The organism is Paeniglutamicibacter sulfureus (assembly GCF_030512175.1).
Taxonomy (GTDB): domain Bacteria; phylum Actinomycetota; class Actinomycetes; order Actinomycetales; family Micrococcaceae; genus Paeniglutamicibacter; species Paeniglutamicibacter sulfureus.
The window spans coordinates 2,714,685-2,731,502 of record NZ_JAULBL010000002.1 but is presented as its reverse complement, the minus strand read 5'-3'; the positions used below and the strand labels follow the sequence as shown (position 1 = coordinate 2,731,502).

Sequence of the window (16,818 nt, the reverse complement as noted above, 5' to 3'; positions counted from 1 at the left end):
CCCGCTGCTTAAGACACAAAGTGCCGGTGTCGACCCCTGACTAGCTGGGGAAAACACCGGCACCTGCATCGGGCCCTGAGGCCGAACTCCTAGTCCAGGTAGTCGCGCAGGACCTGGGAACGGGAGGGGTGACGAAGCTTGGACATCGTCTTGGATTCGATCTGGCGGATGCGTTCGCGTGTCACGCCGTAGACCTTGCCGATTTCGTCAAGGGTCTTGGGCTGGCCGTCGGTCAGGCCGAAACGCATGGCAACAACGCCGGCTTCGCGCTCGGAGAGCGTATCGAGAACCGAGTGAAGCTGTTCCTGCAGCAGGGTGAAGGACACGGCATCGGCAGGGACCACGGCTTCGGAGTCCTCGATGAGGTCACCGAACTCGGAGTCGCCGTCTTCACCCAGCGGGGTGTGCAGTGAGATCGGCTCGCGACCGTACTTCTGGACCTCGACGACCTTTTCGGGGGTCATGTCCAGTTCCTTGGCGAGCTCTTCCGGAGTGGGTTCGCGGCCGAGGTCCTGAAGCATCTGGCGTTGCACGCGAGCCAGCTTGTTGATGACCTCCACCATGTGCACCGGGATACGGATGGTGCGGGCCTGGTCCGCCATGGCTCGGGTGATCGCCTGGCGGATCCACCAGGTGGCGTAGGTGGAGAACTTGAAGCCCTTGGTGTAGTCGAACTTCTCAACTGCACGGATCAGGCCCAGGTTTCCTTCCTGGATCAAGTCAAGGAAGAGCATGCCGCGACCGGTGTAGCGCTTGGCCAGTGACACCACGAGGCGAAGGTTGGCCTCGAGCAGGTGGTTCTTGGCGATCTTGCCGTCGTGCACGATCTGCTCGTAGTCCCAGCGCAGGCGCTTGTCCATCTTGCCCTCGTCGGCGTTAAGCTTCTCGTGGGCGAAAAGGCCTGCCTCGATGCGCAAGGCAAGGTCGACTTCCTGCTCGGCGTTCAGCAGGGCAACCTTGCCGATCTGCTTCAGGTAGTCCTTGACCGGGTCGGCAGTGGCTCCGGCAACCATGACCTGCTGCTGCGGGGCATCGTCTTCGTCGGAAGTGAGGACAAAGCCCTTGGAGTTCTCGTCGACGGCCGGTGCCTTCGGGGTTTGCTCGGCATCGTCGGCGTCGGTTTCAGCTTCTTCGGACTCTACGTCCTCATCGGCCTTGGCACGGGACTTTGCAGGAGCCCGCTTTGCAGCAGGCTTCTTCGCGGTGGCGGCCTTGTCGGCAGCCGGCACGGCAGCAGCCTTATCCGTAGTTGCATCCTGCGGATCGGCGGCAGCATCTGCTGCCTGGCCATTGGTGGTCGTCTCAGAAGACACGAAATACCTTTCTCACGGTTCGTCCGCGATGCCACCTACCGGTAACACCACTATGACCCTGTCAAGTCCGCGTCCCGCCGATTAACGACGAGTCGGGATTCAGGGTCCAGTAAGTGGAACGCCTTTTTCCCGCCATTTGTTCCCATCGAACCAACTCGATGGTGCCGGCTTGATAGCCATGGAACACGAACCCAACCGGGTCTGTTGGTTAACAGTGTCTCACGTTTCGGGGTCACGCAGATTCATCGGGCGCGTGTGCCGGTGAAATATCTTCCACCGGGTTTCCCTCCTGCGTCATGCACTGAGCCGTCCTTCCAAGCGCAGCCGCCAGGCGCGCGCCGGATCGGCCACCCACGAGGGCATCTCACCCGATTCCAGCAGTTTGGCCATGAGTTGCGCCAGCCGGTAGTCCGGATCATTTGCCAACGCCGTCCCAAAGAGTTTCAGGGCCGAGCTCCCCTTGCCCTTGGCCCAGTTCACCCAACCGAGCAGGCACAGCAACGCGGACGTCTCCTCGCGTTCCGCGACACCAAGCAGGTCGCGGCAAAAGTACCACAAGCGTTCGAGCCGGTCCCACTCGGGCGTGCACGCCGCGGTTCCCAGCAGGAAATCGGAGAAGTCCTGTGATGCGGGCCCGAATTCGACCCCTCGCGAGACTTCCTTCAGCGCCTCGAACGCCTGAAGCGTGCCCCGGCCCGCCAGATAGGGCAGGATGTCCCGAATCATGCGGTCGTTGAGGGAAAGCAGCAACGACGCACACAACACGTCGTCCGTTCGCAGGCAACGCTCGGCGACGACCGGATCCTCATCCAGCAGCCGGGCCCAGTCCTTGATCAGCGACTCCCGCGGGACGGATCCGGAGAACTCCGCGGCCAGGATATCCAGGTTCGTCCGCACTTCATTCTTGTTCTCCCATTCGGCAATCCCTGTGCCGTCCCAGAGTTGGTCCTCGGGTGCCGACCCGGCGACAACCATCCTCAGGTGGGTCTCGGTCAGCGCGAGGTCCGGCAGGTCGAAGCCTTCGCTGGGGCAGCAGTTTTCGCTGAGGCAGAAGTAGCTGTGCCAGCGAATGGTGCCCACGAACCAGGCATCGCGCACCTGGATTCCCGAGCGAACGAGCTCAGGCGCGAGCCGCTCCACGAGTTCGTGCCTGGGCAGGGAGTCATGGTTCCCGGTGGGGGCTTGTCCGGTGTAGACGGCGGCAAAGACTGCGGTGGCATCGGGTACCTTGTGCACCAGCTGAACCAGCTGGTCGGCCCACTGGGCTACCAAGTCGCTCGAGCCTTCCGCCGCCGGCAGGTCAACCCGCAGGGTGGCGGCAAGGCCCTTGCCCTGCATGATCAGCAAGACCACCGCATTACGGGGGTAAAAGCCCAAGGCGTGGGGAATGTATGCCAAGACCTCTTCGGGGCTGGCCAGGGAAAAATTCGACGCTGAAGGTGTAGTAGTCATGCACCCCATGCTGCGCCCCGGTCAACAGCGGCGGCAGGAGACGTCCGGATGCCTGTGGATACGCGCGCCCTTGGAATCGCGCCGGGTCTCGCCCCGTGTGCGGATCAGTGGTGCCGGCAGAAAGTCGTGCGCCCAGAGGGCGCGCTATTCGATTTCGGTGCGCCCGGACAGCCCCCGAGCGGACCGCGGGGTGTAATCGCCACGCGCGGCCATGTTGCGGCGAGCCTTGTTGCGGGTGATGACCATGCCGATCACGCCACCGAAAAGCACCAGGAACTGGAAGGAAAGCGCCCACCTGAACGCATCAAGGGAGTAGAGCTCGGCACCGGAACCCGCAGCCTTCTGCTGGAGGTCAAGCAGCCAGCCCACCACGTACACCGTGACGAGCGCGGCCAGGAATCCCCCGACGTTGACGATTCCGGTGGCCGTGCCGATCACGTGCGACGGGTTGAAGGTGCGGGCAAAATCAAAGGCGATCATGGAGGCCGGCCCGCCCAATGCAACGCATACGATCAGGACAACCAGAAGCCACATCGGCGCTTGTCCCGGCCAAAGCAGCACGACCAGCCAGCTCAGGGCGATCGCCCCAATGACGTTGAAGGCGATCGCCGACCGTCGATGCGGATGGCGCGCCACGGCCGAACCAAGGACGGGACCGGCCACCAGGGCAACCAAGACGAAAATGGAGAGCAAGCCCGAAGCCGTGGCCGGACTGACGCCCTGCCCGGAAACCAGGAAGGGATAGCCCCAGGTCAGCAGGAAGACGTTGGTCGTGAACTGGGTGGTGAAGTGCGTCCAGAAGCCCAGCCGGGTCCCCGGTTCCCGCCACGCATTGGAAAGCAGCACGCGCGCCCGGGCGGGGGCCGGTGGAACCTCGTTGCTGAGCGGTCCGTTGCTGATGAGCACCAGGGCCAGGACAAAGCCCAGCACGGACAGCGCCGCCAGGGAAAGGAAGGCCGGGGTCCAGCTCCACGCGTGCAGCAGGGCAACAAACGGGATCAGTGAGAGCAGCTGCCCCAGTTGGCCCACCATGCCGGTGGCTTGGGTGAGCATCGGAATCCGGTATCCGGAGAACCAGATCGGCAGCAGCCGGATGACCGAGACAAAGGTCATCGCATCGCCGGCACCGACGAAGAACCGTCCGACCAGGCCGGCACCGACGGAATCCGCCATCGCCAGCAGGAGCTGGCCGACCATCATCAGTGCCGCTCCCCCGGTGATCATGGCCCGGGGTCCCCATCTGTCCACGAGGATGCCGACGGGAATCTGCAACCCGGCGTAGACAACCAGCTGCACCACGGAGAAGGTGGCAAGGATCGAGGCCGACGCGTCAAAGCGGTCGGTGGCCTCCAGGCCGGCCACACCGAAACTGGTGCGTTGGGTCACTGCGATGAGGTAGGCCGTGATGCTGACTATCCACACCACCCACGAGCGGACGGAGTCGTGGTGTTCGGCCTTGGCCACTAGGAGTCCTTGGCGGCCGTGCCACCTTGTTCGGGGAAGCCGGACAGGAAGGCCTCCACGGCCAGGGCAAGTTCCTCGCCGCCGGGGACCTCGGCATCGGGCGTGACCAGCAGCGAGCGGCGCTCGATATCCGGCACGTGCTGGTCAAAGCGTTCCTCGAAGTTTTCGACCATCCTGGCGACGTCGGGCGTTGCCGCAACCTGTTCGGCGATCTGCGATTCGAGGTTGCGCCCCGCCTCGCGCAGGCGGTCGGTCGGCAGGCCCAGCTCCATGGCGGCGCCGACATATTCCAGGACGCCCACGGCAACCTGCGGGTACTCGGCCTCGGAGAGGTAGTGCGGCACATGGATGGAATAACCCACCGCGTCCCTGCCGGCTTCAATCAGGCGTACCTCGATGAGGCTGGCCAGGCTCGCCGGCAGCTCCGCCGTCGGGGTCCAGGTGGAGATCCCGTCAATCAGGTCCTTGCGGTTGCCGTGTGCGGTGACACCGAGCGGGCGGGTGTGCGGAACCGGCATCGGCACCGCGTCAAAGGAAACGGACAATCGGATATTGAACGCTTCGACCAAGGCGACGATCGCGGCGGTGACCCGTTCCCAGGCCAGATCCGGTTCGGTTCCCGTCAGGAACAGGAAGTCGCGCTCCAGGCCATCGGTCAGGCGGTAAAGCTCCAGGCGCGGGGCCTGGTAGGCAGCGAAGTGGTCGCCGAGGAAGGAAATCTGGGGGCGTCGCTCGCGGTAGTTGACCAGCTGGTCGGTATCGAACGAGGCGATAAGCTTCGGTTCCAGCGAGTCCAGCAGCTCGGAGCGCACCTGGGCCAGCGCATGGCCGGCATCTGCGTGGCCGCGAAGGCCGATGAGCAGGTCAAGGCCCTGTAGCTCGGGTGCGTCCAGGTCGAGGTCTTCGAACCTGACCAAGGATTGTGGGTCAAGCATTGCCGCTGCTCCTTTCGGGTTGCATCGCTGGGTTTCACCGGCCACACCATCGCCTTGGCTCTGGCTCAAGGTGGCCTCCGGCCCCCGGGCACGACCGATTCGGTGCAATGCCAACGACAGGGAAACCAGGGACATGGTGCGGGCCGGATGAACCCAGTCGGGGTTCTTTCGGTCGCCTACTACTGGGGGTCAACCCCAACTGACGGCGATTTCTTCCCGTGGCCCGCATCCAATTCTAGGCCGATTGGCCGACGAATGCGCTGTGGCATCGGTCTCAGCGATACGATCGCTAAAGGCCGATCGGCTTTTGCGTCCCGGGGACCCCGGTACGCGGCAGCCGTCCCGCCTCCTTCGACGCATGGGCACCTGACATGCATGCACAGAATCCAATGAAGAGGAATCGTTCCGTGATCAACTCCATCGATCTCAAGCTGACCGCCGTTTCGACCGACATCAAGCGCCTGGGCGCGGACGCCCTGGTTCTCGGTGTCGTCAAGGGCACCGATGGTCCCGTCCTGGTGGCCTCGCCCTTCAGCGCCAAGGTCACCGACTCCCTCCAGGCCTCGCTGTCGGCCTTGAACGTCACCGGTGCGGCCGACGAGCTGGTCCGCCTTCCGGCCGGCGACGAGACCAAGGCCCGGATCCTGGTACTCGCCGGCCTCGGGTCCCACGAGGAATCCACACTGACCACCGAGGCGCTGCGCCGCGGCGCGGGCTCGGCGGCACGCCAGCTCGCAGGTCTCTCGACGGTGGTCTTCGCCCTGCCGGCCGCCACCCCCGAACAGGCAGCCGCGGTGGCCGAAGGCGTGGCCCTGGGCGCCTACCACTTCAACAGCCACCGCTCCACGCCGGCCGCCAAGCTGCCGCTGACCGAGGCAGTCATTGCCACTGCCGCGTCGGCCGACCCGGACCTGCCGGCCGCACTGAAGCGCGCCGCAATCCTGGGGCGCGCCGTGCGGGCCACCCGCGACCTGGTCAACGTCGCACCCAACGTGCTGTACCCGGCTTCCTTCGCGCAGGAGGTCAAGGACTCCACCAAGGGCCTGCCGCTGAAGGTCATGATCCTCGACGAGAAAAAGCTGGAAAAAGACGGCTACGGCGGCCTGATGGGCGTCGGCGGCGGATCCGATCGCAAGCCGCGCATGGTCAAGATCCAATACGCACCGGCCAAGGCGGGCAAGCACCTGGCCCTGGTGGGCAAGGGCATCACCTTCGACACCGGCGGCATCTCGATCAAGCCGGCCGCAGGAATGCACGCCATGAAGTGCGACATGGCCGGGGCAGCCACCATTTTCCAGGCGATCGTCGCGATTGCGGAGTTGGGCCTGCCGATCACCGTCACCGGCTGGCTCTGTCTGGCCGAGAACATGCCCGGCGGCGCCTCGACCCGTCCGGGCGACGTGATCACCATGCTCGGCGGCAAGACCGTCGAGGTGCTGAACACCGACGCCGAGGGCCGCCTGGTGATGGCCGACGGACTTGTGGCCGCCAGCGCCGAGAAGCCCGACGCACTGATCGACGTCGCCACGCTGACCGGGGCGCAAATGGTTGCCCTAGGCCTGCGCACCGCCGGAGTCATGGGCGACGAGGCGCTGCGCAACGCCGTGGTCTCCGCCGCCGAGAAGGCCGGCGAGACCGCCTGGGCCATGCCGATGCCCGAGGAACTGCGCCCCACCATCGATTCGCAGGTCGCCGACCTGGCCAATATCGGTGAGCGCATGGGCGGGATGATGACCGCCGCGGTGTTCCTCAACGAGTTCGTGGGCGAGGCCAACGGGACCAAGATCCCCTGGGCACACATGGACATCGCCGGCCCCGCCTTCAACGAGCAGGCCGCCTACGGCTACACCCACAAGAACGGCACCGGATCCTCGGTGCGCACGCTGGTGGCACTGGCCGAGGAAATGGCCTCCGCGAAATAACCCCCGGGAGCTCCGCCCGCCAGGCACGTATTTCTACCCCCTGTAGTAGATATGCGCGCCTGGACGGCCCCGGCGGTTCCTGGGCCGCACCGAAAAGCCCCCGCCGCTGTGCGACCGGTCACAGGCGTGCGCAATCTGCCTCACCGTATGTGGCCGAGCGCGTATCAGGGGGATAAGGTAATCCTGATAGATCACTAGCATCACCGTATTTGCGCGAGCCCTGCACGGGGTCCGCACGTACACCCCATAGACCCACTGGCCGACCACAACGTCGGCCACTACTCATAACGAGGGAGCGTTCACGTGGCCGAATCGGCAGCAACGCAAGAATTCGACATCCTCATTCTCGGCGGCGGTTCCGCAGGCTATTCGGCAGCATTGCGCGCCGTCCAGCTGGGCTTCACCGTTGGCTTGATTGAAAAGGCCAAGCTCGGTGGCACCTGCCTGCACACCGGTTGCATCCCCACCAAGGCGTACCTGCACTCCGCCGAATTGGCCGAGAACGCTCGCGAAGGCGCGAAGTACGGCATCAACACCACCCTCGATTCCATCGACCTGGGTGCAGTGCGCAGCTACAAGGACGGCATCGTCGCCGGCAAGCACAAGGGCCTGACGGGGCTGCTGAAGATGAAGAAGGTCACCGTCATCGAAGGCAACGGCCGCCTGGTTTCCCAGGACACCGTCGACGTTGACGGAGTGGCGTACAAGGGCAAGAACATCATCCTCGCCACGGGTTCCACCTCCAAGACCATGGGCATCGAAATCGGCGGTCGCGTGCTCACCAGCACCGAGGCCCTGAACATGGACACCCTGCCCAAGAGCGCCATTGTGCTCGGCGGCGGCGTCATCGGCGTCGAGTTCGCCTCGGTGTGGAAGTCCTTCGGCGTCGAGGTGACCATCGTCGAGGGCCTGCCCTCGCTGGTCCCCAACGAGGACCCGGCGATCATCAAGAACCTGGAGCGTGCCTTCAAGAAGCGCGGCATCAAGTTCAACACCGGCGTCTTCTTCGAAAAGGTCGAGCAGGACGCCAACGGCGTCAAGGTCTCCCTGGCCGACGGCAAGACCCTCGAAGCCGAGATCGTCCTGGTGGCCGTGGGCCGTGGCCCGGTCACCGAGGGCCTGGGCTACGAAGAGCAGGGCATCCCGATGGACCGTGGCTTCGTGCTCATCAATGAGCGCTGCCACACCGGCGTGGGCAACATCTACGCCATCGGCGACATCGTCCCGGGCGTGCAGCTGGCCCACCGCGGCTACCAGCACGGCATCTTCGTCGCCGAGGAGATCGCCGGCCTGAAGCCGGTTGTCGTCGAGGACATCAACATCCCGAAGGTCACCTTCTGCGAACCGGAAATCGCTTCGGTCGGCTACTCCGAGCCCGCAGCAAAGAAGAAGTTCGGTGACGACCAGATCGAGACCACCGAGTACAACCTGGCCGGCAACGGCAAGTCCTCGATCCTGGGCACCTCCGGCTTGATCAAGATGGTGCGCGTGAAGAACGGCCCCATCGTGGGCGTCCACGGCATCGGCGGGCGCATCGGCGAGCAGATCGGCGAGGCACAGCTCATCGTGAACTGGGAAGCCTACCCGGAGGATGTCGCACAGCTCATCCACGCACACCCGACGCAGAACGAATCGCTCGGCGAGGCCGCCATGGCCCTGGCCGGCAAGCCACTGCACGGTTAGTCACATTTGCTTCACCGGGCATGCGTTCCCCCGCGGAACGCATGCCCGGTGCACTAAGCTCGGAGGCACTGACCTCCCACGGGATGTGCGGGAAACCGCGGATCTCTCGCACACAATTTTTTAGTTAATAGGAGAACGGGAACAAGATGTCTGAAACCGTGAACTTGCCCGCCCTGGGTGAAAGCGTCACCGAAGGCACCGTTACGCGCTGGCTCAAGCAGGTCGGCGACCGCGTCGAGGTCGACGAGCCGTTGCTGGAGGTCTCGACCGACAAGGTTGACACCGAAATCCCTTCGCCGGTCGCCGGCGTCATCGAAGAGATCCTCGTGGCCGAGGACGAGACCGCCGAAGTTGGAGCCGCACTGGTTCGCATCGGCGATGGTTCGGGTTCCGGCTCGGCACCCGCAGAGGCTGCACCGGCCGCCGAGGCTCCCGCCGCACCTGCCGAGGCACCCGCTGCAACACCGGAAGCGCCAGCCGCCGCACCGTCCCCCGCCGAGGCACCTGCAGCACCGGCTGCCGGCGCATCGGGCACCGAGATCACCCTCCCGGCCCTGGGCGAGTCGGTCACCGAAGGTACCGTCACCCGCTGGCTCAAGGCCGTTGGCGAAGAGGTTGCCGTTGACGAGCCCCTGCTCGAGGTTTCCACCGACAAGGTCGACACCGAGGTTCCTTCCCCGGTCGCCGGCACCCTGTTGGAAATCCGCGTTGCGGAAGACGAGACCGTTGAGGTCGGCGCCGTCCTGGCCATCGTCGGCGCAGCGGGAGCAGCAGCACCTGCAGCCCCGGCCGAGGCCGCTCCGGCTCCGGCCGCCGCAACCCCGGCTGAAGCACCGGCCCCCGCTGAAGCTCCTGCTGCACCGGCAGCCGCTCCGGCCCCGGCCCCTGCAACCCCTGCTGAAGCACCCGCCCCCGCAGAGGCTCCTGCTGCTCCGGCCGCCGCTCCGGCTCCGGCCGCTGAGGCCGCAGGCAACGACGGTTACGTGACCCCCCTGGTTCGCCGCTTGGCCAACCAGAACAACGTCGACCTGGCGACCGTCACCGGCACCGGTGTCGGCGGACGCATCCGCAAGCAGGACGTCATCGATGCGGCTGCCGCCGCAAAGAGCGCCCCGGCCGCGGCTGCTTCCACGGCTCCCGCCGCTGCGCCTGCTGCCAAGGCAGCGGCAGGGGTTGTCGCGTCCTCGCTGCGCGGCACCGTCGCCAAGGCCCCGCGCATCCGCCAGGTCATCGCTCGCCGCATGCGCGAGTCGCTGGAAACCTCCACCCAGCTGACCCAGGTCCACGAGGTCGACATGACCCGCGTCGCCAAGCTGCGCAACGCCGCCAAGAACGAGTTCGCTGCCGTCAACGGCTCCAAGCTCACCTTCCTGCCGTTCATCGCCAAGGCCGTGGCCGAGGCCTTGAAGCAGCACCCGAAGCTAAACGCCGAGTACGACGAGTCCAAGCAGGAGATCACCTACCACAACGCCGAGCACCTGGCGATTGCGGTGGACACCGACAAGGGCCTGCTGGTTCCGGTCATCTCCAACGCCGGTGACCTGAACCTTGCCGGCTTGGCCGGCAAGATCGCCGACGTGGCAAAGCGCACCCGCGACAACAAGATCGGTCCGGACGAACTGTCCGGCGGAACGTTCTCGATCACGAACATCGGTTCGGTCGGCGCGCTCTTCGACACCCCGATCATCAACCAGCCGCAGGTTGCCATCCTGGGAACCGGTTCCATCGTGAAGCGTGCGGTTGTGGTGACCGGCGTCGACGGCGACGACACCATCGCCATCCGCCACATGATGTACCTGTCGCTGACCTACGACCACCGTTTGGTCGACGGTGCCGATGCAGGTCGCTTCCTGCAGACGCTGAAGGCACGCCTTGAGGAAGGCGCTTTCGAAGCCGATCTGGGCCTCTAACCCCAGGTAGCCTGTGAAAGGGGACGGCCACTGCCCTTGGGCGGTGACCGTCCCCTTTGCTATGTTCTCGACCACCATTGCCGGGACGAATTCATTGTGGTGTGCAGTTTCCATTAGGCTTGCTGGCATGACCTTTTTGCATGCAATCCTCATATTTCTGCACGTTTTGGGTGCAGCCGCGATCGTCGGCGGCTGGCTCGCCACGTTCAAGACCCCGACCGTGAACATCTGGCAGTGGTATGGCGCAATCGCCCAGCTGGTCACCGGCCTGCTGTTGGTCGGACTGGCCGAAATGGGTGACGGACAGGTCAACCATGCCAAGATCGCCGTCAAGCTCCTGCTGGCCGTCGGCGTCTTCGTCGCAGCCCTCCTGGGCCGTCGGAAGATCAAGAAGGGCCTCGAGGTTCCGACCGGCCTGGCCCACGGCACCGGCGGCACCGCACTGATTGCCATGGCGGTGGCCACCCTCTGGGTCTAAACGCTCGCGCGAAGTTTCACCCGGCCCCGCGCCGGAGAACAGTGGCGGTGTGTCATCGGGAGACGACTGTGTCCCTGCGGTGGCAGTCCACTCGCCGGCACGACTCGCCACCAGGTGACGGCGTGGCCGTAGTAGGCGAGCACTCGACCGACTGCCCGCGGAGCGTTGGACCCAAGTGCGTGCGCAATGTCACCGTATGTCATGACGCGCCCTGGCGGGATGCGCCTGATGACGTCGAGCACTGCGTCGACGAACTCCGGGCTTGGCATGCGTTAAGCCTACGGCCACAGCAGAGATTCGAATTGCGAGGATCGCGTGATTTTGAGGATCACCAAGCCAATTGGGCGCTGCTGAAGAGTGTGGGCTCGATCTTCGCCGATTAACCGAGTTGTGAGACCCCGAGGAGCGTACCAATGCCATAGGTGGCCGCGACGGCGATGCCGCCGAAGAGCAGCTGGCGGCCCGCGCTCGCGAAGGGGTTGCGGTCAGTGAACTTTGCGGCAGCGAAGCCCGCAGCGAGAAGACCCACTCCGCCGAAGAGGAGCCCCCACCCGAGGGTTCCGAAGCCGATCAGGAACGGAAGGACCGGGATAATCGCACCCACGCTAAAGGAGACAAGAGATGCGATTGCCGCCACCCTCGGCGATTGCTTTTCGTCGGGGCTCAAGCCAAGTTCGTGCGCGAGGTGCACTCTGAGCGCCTGTTCGGTGTTCGCGTGCACCTGTGAAGCGGCATCGCGAGCTGTACTAGGGTGCATGCCGAGCGACTCGAACATGATCGAGAGTTCGGCCTCCTCGCCTTCTGGATTGCGAGTGAGGGCGTCGCGCTCGGTGTCGATCTCAACTTGAAGCTGCTCGTTCTGCGTCCGCACGGAGGTGTATTCGCCAAGCGCCATTGAGATCGCGCCAGAGATGAGGCCCGAGATACCGGTGATCGCGATAATGCCAGGGGAAGCGCCTGCTGCGGCAATACCTGAAATGAGGCCGGTGTTTGAGACGAGGCCGTCCATCGCACCGAACACCGAAGCGCGAAGCCACCCAGACCCGGCGGAGGACGAGTGAGTGTGGTCGTACTCGTGTGGGTTTGCGATGTTGATTTCCTTCACGTGAGGCAACGTTAGCAATCATTCTCGATGCGTGAGAACCCGTTTTTGAAGGTGGTCGGGCCGCGCAAATCGACTGCGTCACGACGAAGATTTCCTCCGTGAATGGCCCAGTTTGTTACTCCGGGCGGGGGCTGCTGAGCTGAACGAGCACGTTGAGGTGCTGTTGGGCGATGACACGAACTCCCACAAGCAGAAGCGCAGAGAACAGGCACAATAGGCCGATCAAGATCAAAAACGTTCCGAGCATGGCTTGAAAGGGGGCTCCGGAGAAGAAATCACGGCTTGAGGTGCCCATGAAGATCATCCAGCCGAGAATCAAGAGGATCGGCGTGAGCGTAAAGAAGATTGCGGCGATACCGGGCAGGCCGATCCTCGGAGAAACTGAGCCGGATGCGTTCTGTGGTTGTGAATCGGTCATGGTTGAAGCTTATTCGGGAGGCCTGATGAGTGCCATGCCGTCTGGCTACGACTCCTTAGCTACAGTGCTGTCAGACGAGACGCTGAAATTGCTCCCCGCGAGCAAGGCTTCTAGTGCGGCCCGATGTTTTTCGTACGCGGTGCGACCTTGCTTGGTGATTCGAAATGTGGTCGTGCCGCCTCGCCCGCGGCCCGCCTTGGCGACCGTGATGTAGCTGGCCTCAGTCAGAGCAGTGGCCTGCTTGGAGAGGTCGGAATCGCTGACCCCCAATGCATCGCGCACAAACCCGAAATCTGCGTCTTGAGCGTGGGCAAGCAGTGCCATAAGCGCGAGCCGTTTGGGCGCGTGAATGACCGGGTCGAGGTCGGAAATCATGCCAGTCGAACCCGTACACGATCGGCAGCCCGCTCGTAGGCGATGCCGAACCAGGTCAGCCCACCCAGGCATGCCACGAAACTTACCGGAATGCTTACCCAGAGTGAACTCGTGACGGCCAGCGCGAAGACGCCTGCTATGAGTATGATCGTGCCGAGTAAGTACCAGTTGAAAACTCGGCGGATTTCTTGGGGAGCCTTGCCCTTTGGGGTGACGCCGCGGCGTTTTCTTTGGTCGAGGATCACGACAAGTGCAATGAGCACGATCGTAAGGGTCGGGATAGACCCCAAAGGGGTGCGCTCGGAAAACAATCCCTGCGTTTGCGTCACGAGCAGCACGAGGGCTGGACCCGTGAGGCTGATCAGGAGAGTGTGCCACCAGGGGGACCTGGGGAGAGCGATATGGGGCGCGGCGGCTGCCCGCTCGGCCTCGCGGAGCTGTTGTTGAATCTCATTACTTTCCATGTTGGAAAGATTAAGCTATCACTTTCCAGTCTGTCAAGTGATCGATTCTGTGGATCACTTCCTGCCTGCGCGCGAGTCTGCGGCGGATTTCAAGATCTACGGGTGAGGCGTCTCTCGGAGTACCCGGTATCGAATGCAAATGAAATCGCGATTGCGAGCGTGGTCAATGATTTCGAGTTGCAGATTTCGCGGAAGGAGAGGCTGGCCGGAACCAAGTGTTACCGGCGCGAACTGTACCCAGACTTCGTCGAGTAGCTCAGCATCTGCGAACTGGCCAGCAAGGTCGCCACCGCCCACCACCCAAATATCTTTTCCCTGCGCAGCTAGGACGGCCTCTGCGTGAGCCTGCGTCACTGAACCCTGAACAAAGCGGATATCTGCGCCTTCTGGAACGGGCAGGTCGCGATGAGTGAATACCCAGACCGGCTGCTCGTAGCCCCACTCATCTTGGTTGCTCAGTAGCCACTCATACGTGGAAGCACCCATGAAGAGAGCGCCAATTCCTTTCACGAACTCTGGGTATGCCATGGGGCCTTCGAAATCGAAGTCCTGCTTGAACAGCCACTCAAGGGAATGCTCGGGGGTGGCGATGAACCCGTCGAGGCTTGAAGCAGTATAGAAGTGGGTGGTCATGGGAGCGCACCTTTCTTGCGATGTTCTGGAAATCAGGGTCAGAGTTCTGCATCATTGAGCGCAAGCCGCAAGTTATATGGATTCCTCGTCCCTTCGATGCCAGGCAAACCAGGCGACCACACAGAAGGCTGCGAGCATGACGAGGTCAGCGATGAACGCAACTGGGACAGATCGAGATATCCGCGCAACCGGGAACGCAGCCGCCGCAAATACCAACAACACAGCGCTCCAGCGGGGCGTGAGCCCGGTCCACCAATGCATTGCGCCCAAGGACAAAAGCGCGACCGGAAAGAGCGGTCCGGCCAGAATCAGCACAATAGCCACCGGGAGTGGGTAGATGTCGAAAGTAGCTAGCGAGCGAAACTCGGTGATACCGAACACACTCTCAAACACGCCTTGCAGCCCGAACGCGACGGTGCCGAACATGCCGATCAGCACCAGAAGCATCCATAGCCCCGACAGAAGGGGAAACCGGGGGCGGAGGGCGTTGTATTCCCCAATGAGTCCGTACACCCAGGGCACGGCGGCTATGGCAATGAGAAGCCCGCCGGTCACTCCATAGTGTCCGTCGATCCAGAAGAGCGGTGACAGGGCGAACAGCAAGGGTCCGATAATCAGACCAAGGCTTTCCAAACGGCGTACCACCATGCCCAAAGAGTAACACTGCCAAAGCTCTGGCGCTTAGCCGGGGTGCAGATGCGTATGCGGTTGCCTGCAAGGATGGCAGGATGTGGTTATTACCGGAAAGCTTCTTGGACGGTTTCGCATGAAGGGGGAAAACCATCAAAAAAAACATTCAGGGTGCCGTTGACGCGACCGAACAGGCCTCGAATTCCCGGGCCTTTGTAGCGGTCGCGAGAGCCGGTTTCGTGGTCAGTGGCATCTTGCACCTGCTGATCGGGGTCATCGCCATCCAGTTGGCCTTCGGGGAATCCGGGGAAGCCGACCAGGATGGGGCGCTTGCGCAGCTTGCCGCCCAGCCTGCAGGGTACGCCTTGCTCTGGATCGGCGCGTCCGCGTGCCTTGCATTGGGTTTGTGGGAAGCCAGCGGTGTGGTCTTTGGCTACCGGAACGCGCCGGCAAAAAAACGAATGGGCAAGAAGCTGGCTGCCGCCGGGCGGGGAGTCGTATTCCTTGCCTTGGCCGCGAGCTTTGCCTCCTTTGCCCTGGGCAACCGCAAGGACAGCGGTGAATCCACCAGTGATGCCTCGGCCCAGGTCATGCAGATGCCCGGCGGTCCGCTGCTCCTGATGGCCGTGGGCGCCGGCATTGCCATCACCGGAATCGTGTTTGTCGTCAGGGGCCTCATGAAGTCCTTCACCAAGCAGGTGGAGCTGCCCGCTTCAGGAACCTTGCGCAGGGTCACCGAGGTCGTGGGTGTTGTTGGCTACGTGGCGAAGGGCATTGCGCTTTTCCTGCTCGGGCTCTTGTTCATCGTGGCGACGTTGCAGGCGAACCCGGAGGAGTCCACGGGGCTGGATGGCGCGCTCAAGTCGGTGCGGGCGCAGCCCTTCGGGGTCTACGTGCTCGCCTTCATCGGGTTCGGGCTGGGATGCTATGGGATCTTCCTAATCTTCAAGTCGCGTTTGGCGAAGATGGACTGAGGCCTTGCCCCGGTTTGTCCGCGGGGACATGCCCTATCGGAAACCGATGCTGTGGAAACCCGGCGAAAGGCGATAGCGTGGGCCACATGAGTGCAGACACACCGAACGCTGAAAATGAAGAGTTTGAGAACAACCTGACACCCAACACCGACGAACGGATGGTGAGCGAGAAGCAGCTCTCCAAGTGGAAGAGTGAAGGCGGGGCGTTGCCGACCGACTTCGACCCGGACCGGACCGAGGGCGATTCCGAGCAGTAACCGCCGATTGCTTTTCCGGGGTGCAGGGCCAAGTGCCCTGCACCCCTTTTCTATAAGTGCCGCAGGTAGCGTCCGGGCATGTTCATGAAGGATCGCCAATTGGCGACCAGATCGAGGCTTTCCCATTCGCCGGCACGCAATCCCCATGGGCCGACTTCATAAATGTCTGCTCCTGGCAGGGCCGCCAGCAGCGGCGAATGCGTGGACATGACGACCTGGGAATTTCCCTCGGCGATCAGGTCCTTCAGGATGCCCACCAGGGCCAGGGATCCGGAGAACGAGAGTGCCGACTCGGGCTCGTCCAACACCCACAGACCGCCCTCGCGAAACCTGTCCACCATGAGCTCGAGGAACGACTCGCCGTGGCTCATGGTGTGGAATTCCGGGTCCTTGCGCCGCGTGGAGGGATTGTCTTCCAAGTAGGTGTAAAGCCCGTGCATGGTTTCGGCGCGAAGAAAGTAGCCGCGCCGGCTCGCGCCGACGTTCCTGACCAGCTGCAGGTGCCGCTCCAGGCCCGATTCCGTGACCCGGGTGCTGTGCTGTGCGCCGGTGGAGCCGCCCTCGGGCGAGAGTCCGTAGCCGAGGGCGACGGCCTCCACCAGGGTTGACTTTCCCGAGCCGTTTTCGCCCACGAATATGGTGGCCGGACCGAAGTCCAGACCCTGGTCGAGAAGCTGGCGCACCGGCGGGAGGGTGTGGGGCCATTGGTCGCGGGGCGCGGGGGAAAGCCCGTCTTCGGCGATGCGGCGGATCGGCAGGTTGGAGAGTCTCACGGGCGGCCGGAATTTCCAGCGATGAGGGGGGT

At 63.6% G+C, this 16,818-nt stretch carries 18 protein-coding genes; 6 read left to right on the top strand and 12 right to left on the bottom strand.

The genetic code is table 11. The features are described from left to right. Positions 1-89 precede the first annotated feature (89 nt). The 4 genes from Q2T94_RS19050 to Q2T94_RS19035 all read right to left on the bottom strand — a co-directional run bounded on the left by Q2T94_RS19050 (position 90) and on the right by Q2T94_RS19035 (position 5,164). Positions 90-1,313, bottom strand: a complete 1,224-nt coding sequence (locus tag Q2T94_RS19050) for an RNA polymerase sigma factor (protein WP_264270635.1) — start codon at positions 1,311-1,313, stop codon at positions 90-92. Between the two features lie 294 nt (positions 1,314-1,607). After that, positions 1,608-2,765: a DUF4192 domain-containing protein gene (locus Q2T94_RS19045; protein WP_302266178.1), complete on the bottom strand. Its 1,158-nt coding sequence runs from the start codon at positions 2,763-2,765 to the stop codon at positions 1,608-1,610. A gap of 144 nt (positions 2,766-2,909) precedes the next feature. Then, entirely contained in the window at positions 2,910-4,229 is a 1,320-nt protein-coding gene (locus tag Q2T94_RS19040) for an MFS transporter (RefSeq protein WP_264270633.1), read from the bottom strand. Beyond that, the gene (locus Q2T94_RS19035; RefSeq protein WP_302266177.1) at positions 4,229-5,164 is read right to left on the bottom strand and encodes a proteasome assembly chaperone family protein; all 936 of its coding nucleotides are present in this window, start codon (positions 5,162-5,164) and stop codon (positions 4,229-4,231) included. The genes Q2T94_RS19040 and Q2T94_RS19035 overlap by 1 nt, the downstream gene beginning before the upstream one ends. A gap of 407 nt (positions 5,165-5,571) precedes the next feature. Here Q2T94_RS19035 and Q2T94_RS19030 point away from each other — a divergent pair, with 407 nt between their 5' ends. From Q2T94_RS19030 to Q2T94_RS19015, 4 genes are all read left to right on the top strand, one after another. Further along, positions 5,572-7,086 carry a leucyl aminopeptidase gene (locus Q2T94_RS19030; protein WP_302266176.1) on the top strand — a complete coding sequence of 505 codons (1,515 nt, stop codon included), beginning with the start codon at positions 5,572-5,574 and terminating at the stop codon, positions 7,084-7,086. A gap of 303 nt (positions 7,087-7,389) precedes the next feature. Then, positions 7,390-8,769 (top strand): dihydrolipoyl dehydrogenase, encoded by a 1,380-nt coding sequence (gene lpdA, locus Q2T94_RS19025; protein ID WP_264270630.1) that lies wholly within the window; start codon positions 7,390-7,392, stop codon positions 8,767-8,769. A gap of 146 nt (positions 8,770-8,915) precedes the next feature. Next, positions 8,916-10,679, top strand: a complete 1,764-nt coding sequence (gene sucB, locus Q2T94_RS19020) for a 2-oxoglutarate dehydrogenase, E2 component, dihydrolipoamide succinyltransferase (RefSeq protein WP_302266174.1) — start codon at positions 8,916-8,918, stop codon at positions 10,677-10,679. Between the two features lie 127 nt (positions 10,680-10,806). Continuing rightward, a complete protein-coding gene (locus Q2T94_RS19015) occupies positions 10,807-11,157 on the top strand; it encodes a hypothetical protein (RefSeq protein ID WP_264270628.1) in 351 nt (116 codons plus the stop codon). On the opposite strand, the gene Q2T94_RS19010 is transcribed toward Q2T94_RS19015, so the two are convergent. The 7 genes from Q2T94_RS19010 to Q2T94_RS18980 all read right to left on the bottom strand — a co-directional run bounded on the left by Q2T94_RS19010 (position 11,154) and on the right by Q2T94_RS18980 (position 14,800). Next, positions 11,154-11,360, bottom strand: a complete 207-nt coding sequence (locus tag Q2T94_RS19010) for an MGMT family protein (RefSeq protein WP_436836850.1) — start codon at positions 11,358-11,360, stop codon at positions 11,154-11,156. The genes Q2T94_RS19015 and Q2T94_RS19010 overlap by 4 nt on opposite strands. A gap of 176 nt (positions 11,361-11,536) precedes the next feature. Next, on the bottom strand, positions 11,537-12,262 hold the full coding sequence (locus tag Q2T94_RS19005) for a VIT1/CCC1 transporter family protein (protein WP_007273067.1): 726 nt from the start codon (positions 12,260-12,262) through the stop codon (positions 11,537-11,539). Positions 12,263-12,377: 115 nt separating this feature from the next. Continuing rightward, on the bottom strand, positions 12,378-12,680 hold the full coding sequence (locus Q2T94_RS19000; RefSeq protein ID WP_007273068.1) for a hypothetical protein: 303 nt from the start codon (positions 12,678-12,680) through the stop codon (positions 12,378-12,380). 45 nt (positions 12,681-12,725) lie between these two features. Next, a complete protein-coding gene (locus Q2T94_RS18995) occupies positions 12,726-13,055 on the bottom strand; it encodes a transcriptional regulator (RefSeq protein WP_007273069.1) in 330 nt (109 codons plus the stop codon). After that, positions 13,052-13,393: a hypothetical protein gene (locus Q2T94_RS18990; RefSeq protein ID WP_302266172.1), complete on the bottom strand. Its 342-nt coding sequence runs from the start codon at positions 13,391-13,393 to the stop codon at positions 13,052-13,054. The genes Q2T94_RS18995 and Q2T94_RS18990 overlap by 4 nt, the downstream gene beginning before the upstream one ends. A 222-nt stretch (positions 13,394-13,615) precedes the next feature. Then, positions 13,616-14,152 carry a dihydrofolate reductase family protein gene (locus Q2T94_RS18985; RefSeq protein ID WP_007273071.1) on the bottom strand — a complete coding sequence of 179 codons (537 nt, stop codon included), beginning with the start codon at positions 14,150-14,152 and terminating at the stop codon, positions 13,616-13,618. 72 nt (positions 14,153-14,224) lie between these two features. Beyond that, a complete protein-coding gene (locus Q2T94_RS18980; protein ID WP_007273072.1) occupies positions 14,225-14,800 on the bottom strand; it encodes a hypothetical protein in 576 nt (191 codons plus the stop codon). A gap of 221 nt (positions 14,801-15,021) precedes the next feature. Here Q2T94_RS18980 and Q2T94_RS18975 point away from each other — a divergent pair, with 221 nt between their 5' ends. Next, entirely contained in the window at positions 15,022-15,756 is a 735-nt protein-coding gene (locus Q2T94_RS18975; protein ID WP_367281559.1) for a DUF1206 domain-containing protein, read from the top strand. Between the two features lie 86 nt (positions 15,757-15,842). Continuing rightward, complete coding sequence (locus tag Q2T94_RS18970; protein ID WP_264269010.1) at positions 15,843-16,013, top strand: hypothetical protein; 171 nt, start codon at positions 15,843-15,845, stop codon at positions 16,011-16,013. Between the two features lie 50 nt (positions 16,014-16,063). Here Q2T94_RS18970 and Q2T94_RS18965 read toward each other — a convergent pair whose 3' ends face one another. Continuing rightward, on the bottom strand, positions 16,064-16,786 hold the full coding sequence (locus Q2T94_RS18965; RefSeq protein ID WP_302266171.1) for an AAA family ATPase: 723 nt from the start codon (positions 16,784-16,786) through the stop codon (positions 16,064-16,066). Positions 16,787-16,818 lie beyond the last annotated feature (32 nt).

Bases quoted from the DNA above. Each gene is read 5' to 3' on its own strand.
- Q2T94_RS19045 (WP_302266178.1), bottom strand. From the start codon at position 2,765: ATGACTACTACACCTTCAGCGTCGAATTTTTCCCTGGCCAGCCCCGAA.
- Q2T94_RS19035 (WP_302266177.1), bottom strand. From the start codon at position 5,164: ATGCTTGACCCACAATCCTTGGTCAGGTTCGAAGACCTCGACCTGGAC.
- sucB (WP_302266174.1), top strand. From the start codon at position 8,916: ATGTCTGAAACCGTGAACTTGCCCGCCCTGGGTGAAAGCGTCACCGAA.
- Q2T94_RS19015 (WP_264270628.1), top strand. From the start codon at position 10,807: ATGACCTTTTTGCATGCAATCCTCATATTTCTGCACGTTTTGGGTGCA.
- Q2T94_RS19010 (WP_436836850.1), bottom strand. From the start codon at position 11,360: ATGACATACGGTGACATTGCGCACGCACTTGGGTCCAACGCTCCGCGG.
- Q2T94_RS19000 (WP_007273068.1), bottom strand. From the start codon at position 12,680: ATGACCGATTCACAACCACAGAACGCATCCGGCTCAGTTTCTCCGAGG.
- Q2T94_RS18995 (WP_007273069.1), bottom strand. From the start codon at position 13,055: ATGATTTCCGACCTCGACCCGGTCATTCACGCGCCCAAACGGCTCGCG.
- Q2T94_RS18985 (WP_007273071.1), bottom strand. From the start codon at position 14,152: ATGACCACCCACTTCTATACTGCTTCAAGCCTCGACGGGTTCATCGCC.
- Q2T94_RS18980 (WP_007273072.1), bottom strand. From the start codon at position 14,800: ATGGTGGTACGCCGTTTGGAAAGCCTTGGTCTGATTATCGGACCCTTG.
- Q2T94_RS18970 (WP_264269010.1), top strand. From the start codon at position 15,843: ATGAGTGCAGACACACCGAACGCTGAAAATGAAGAGTTTGAGAACAAC.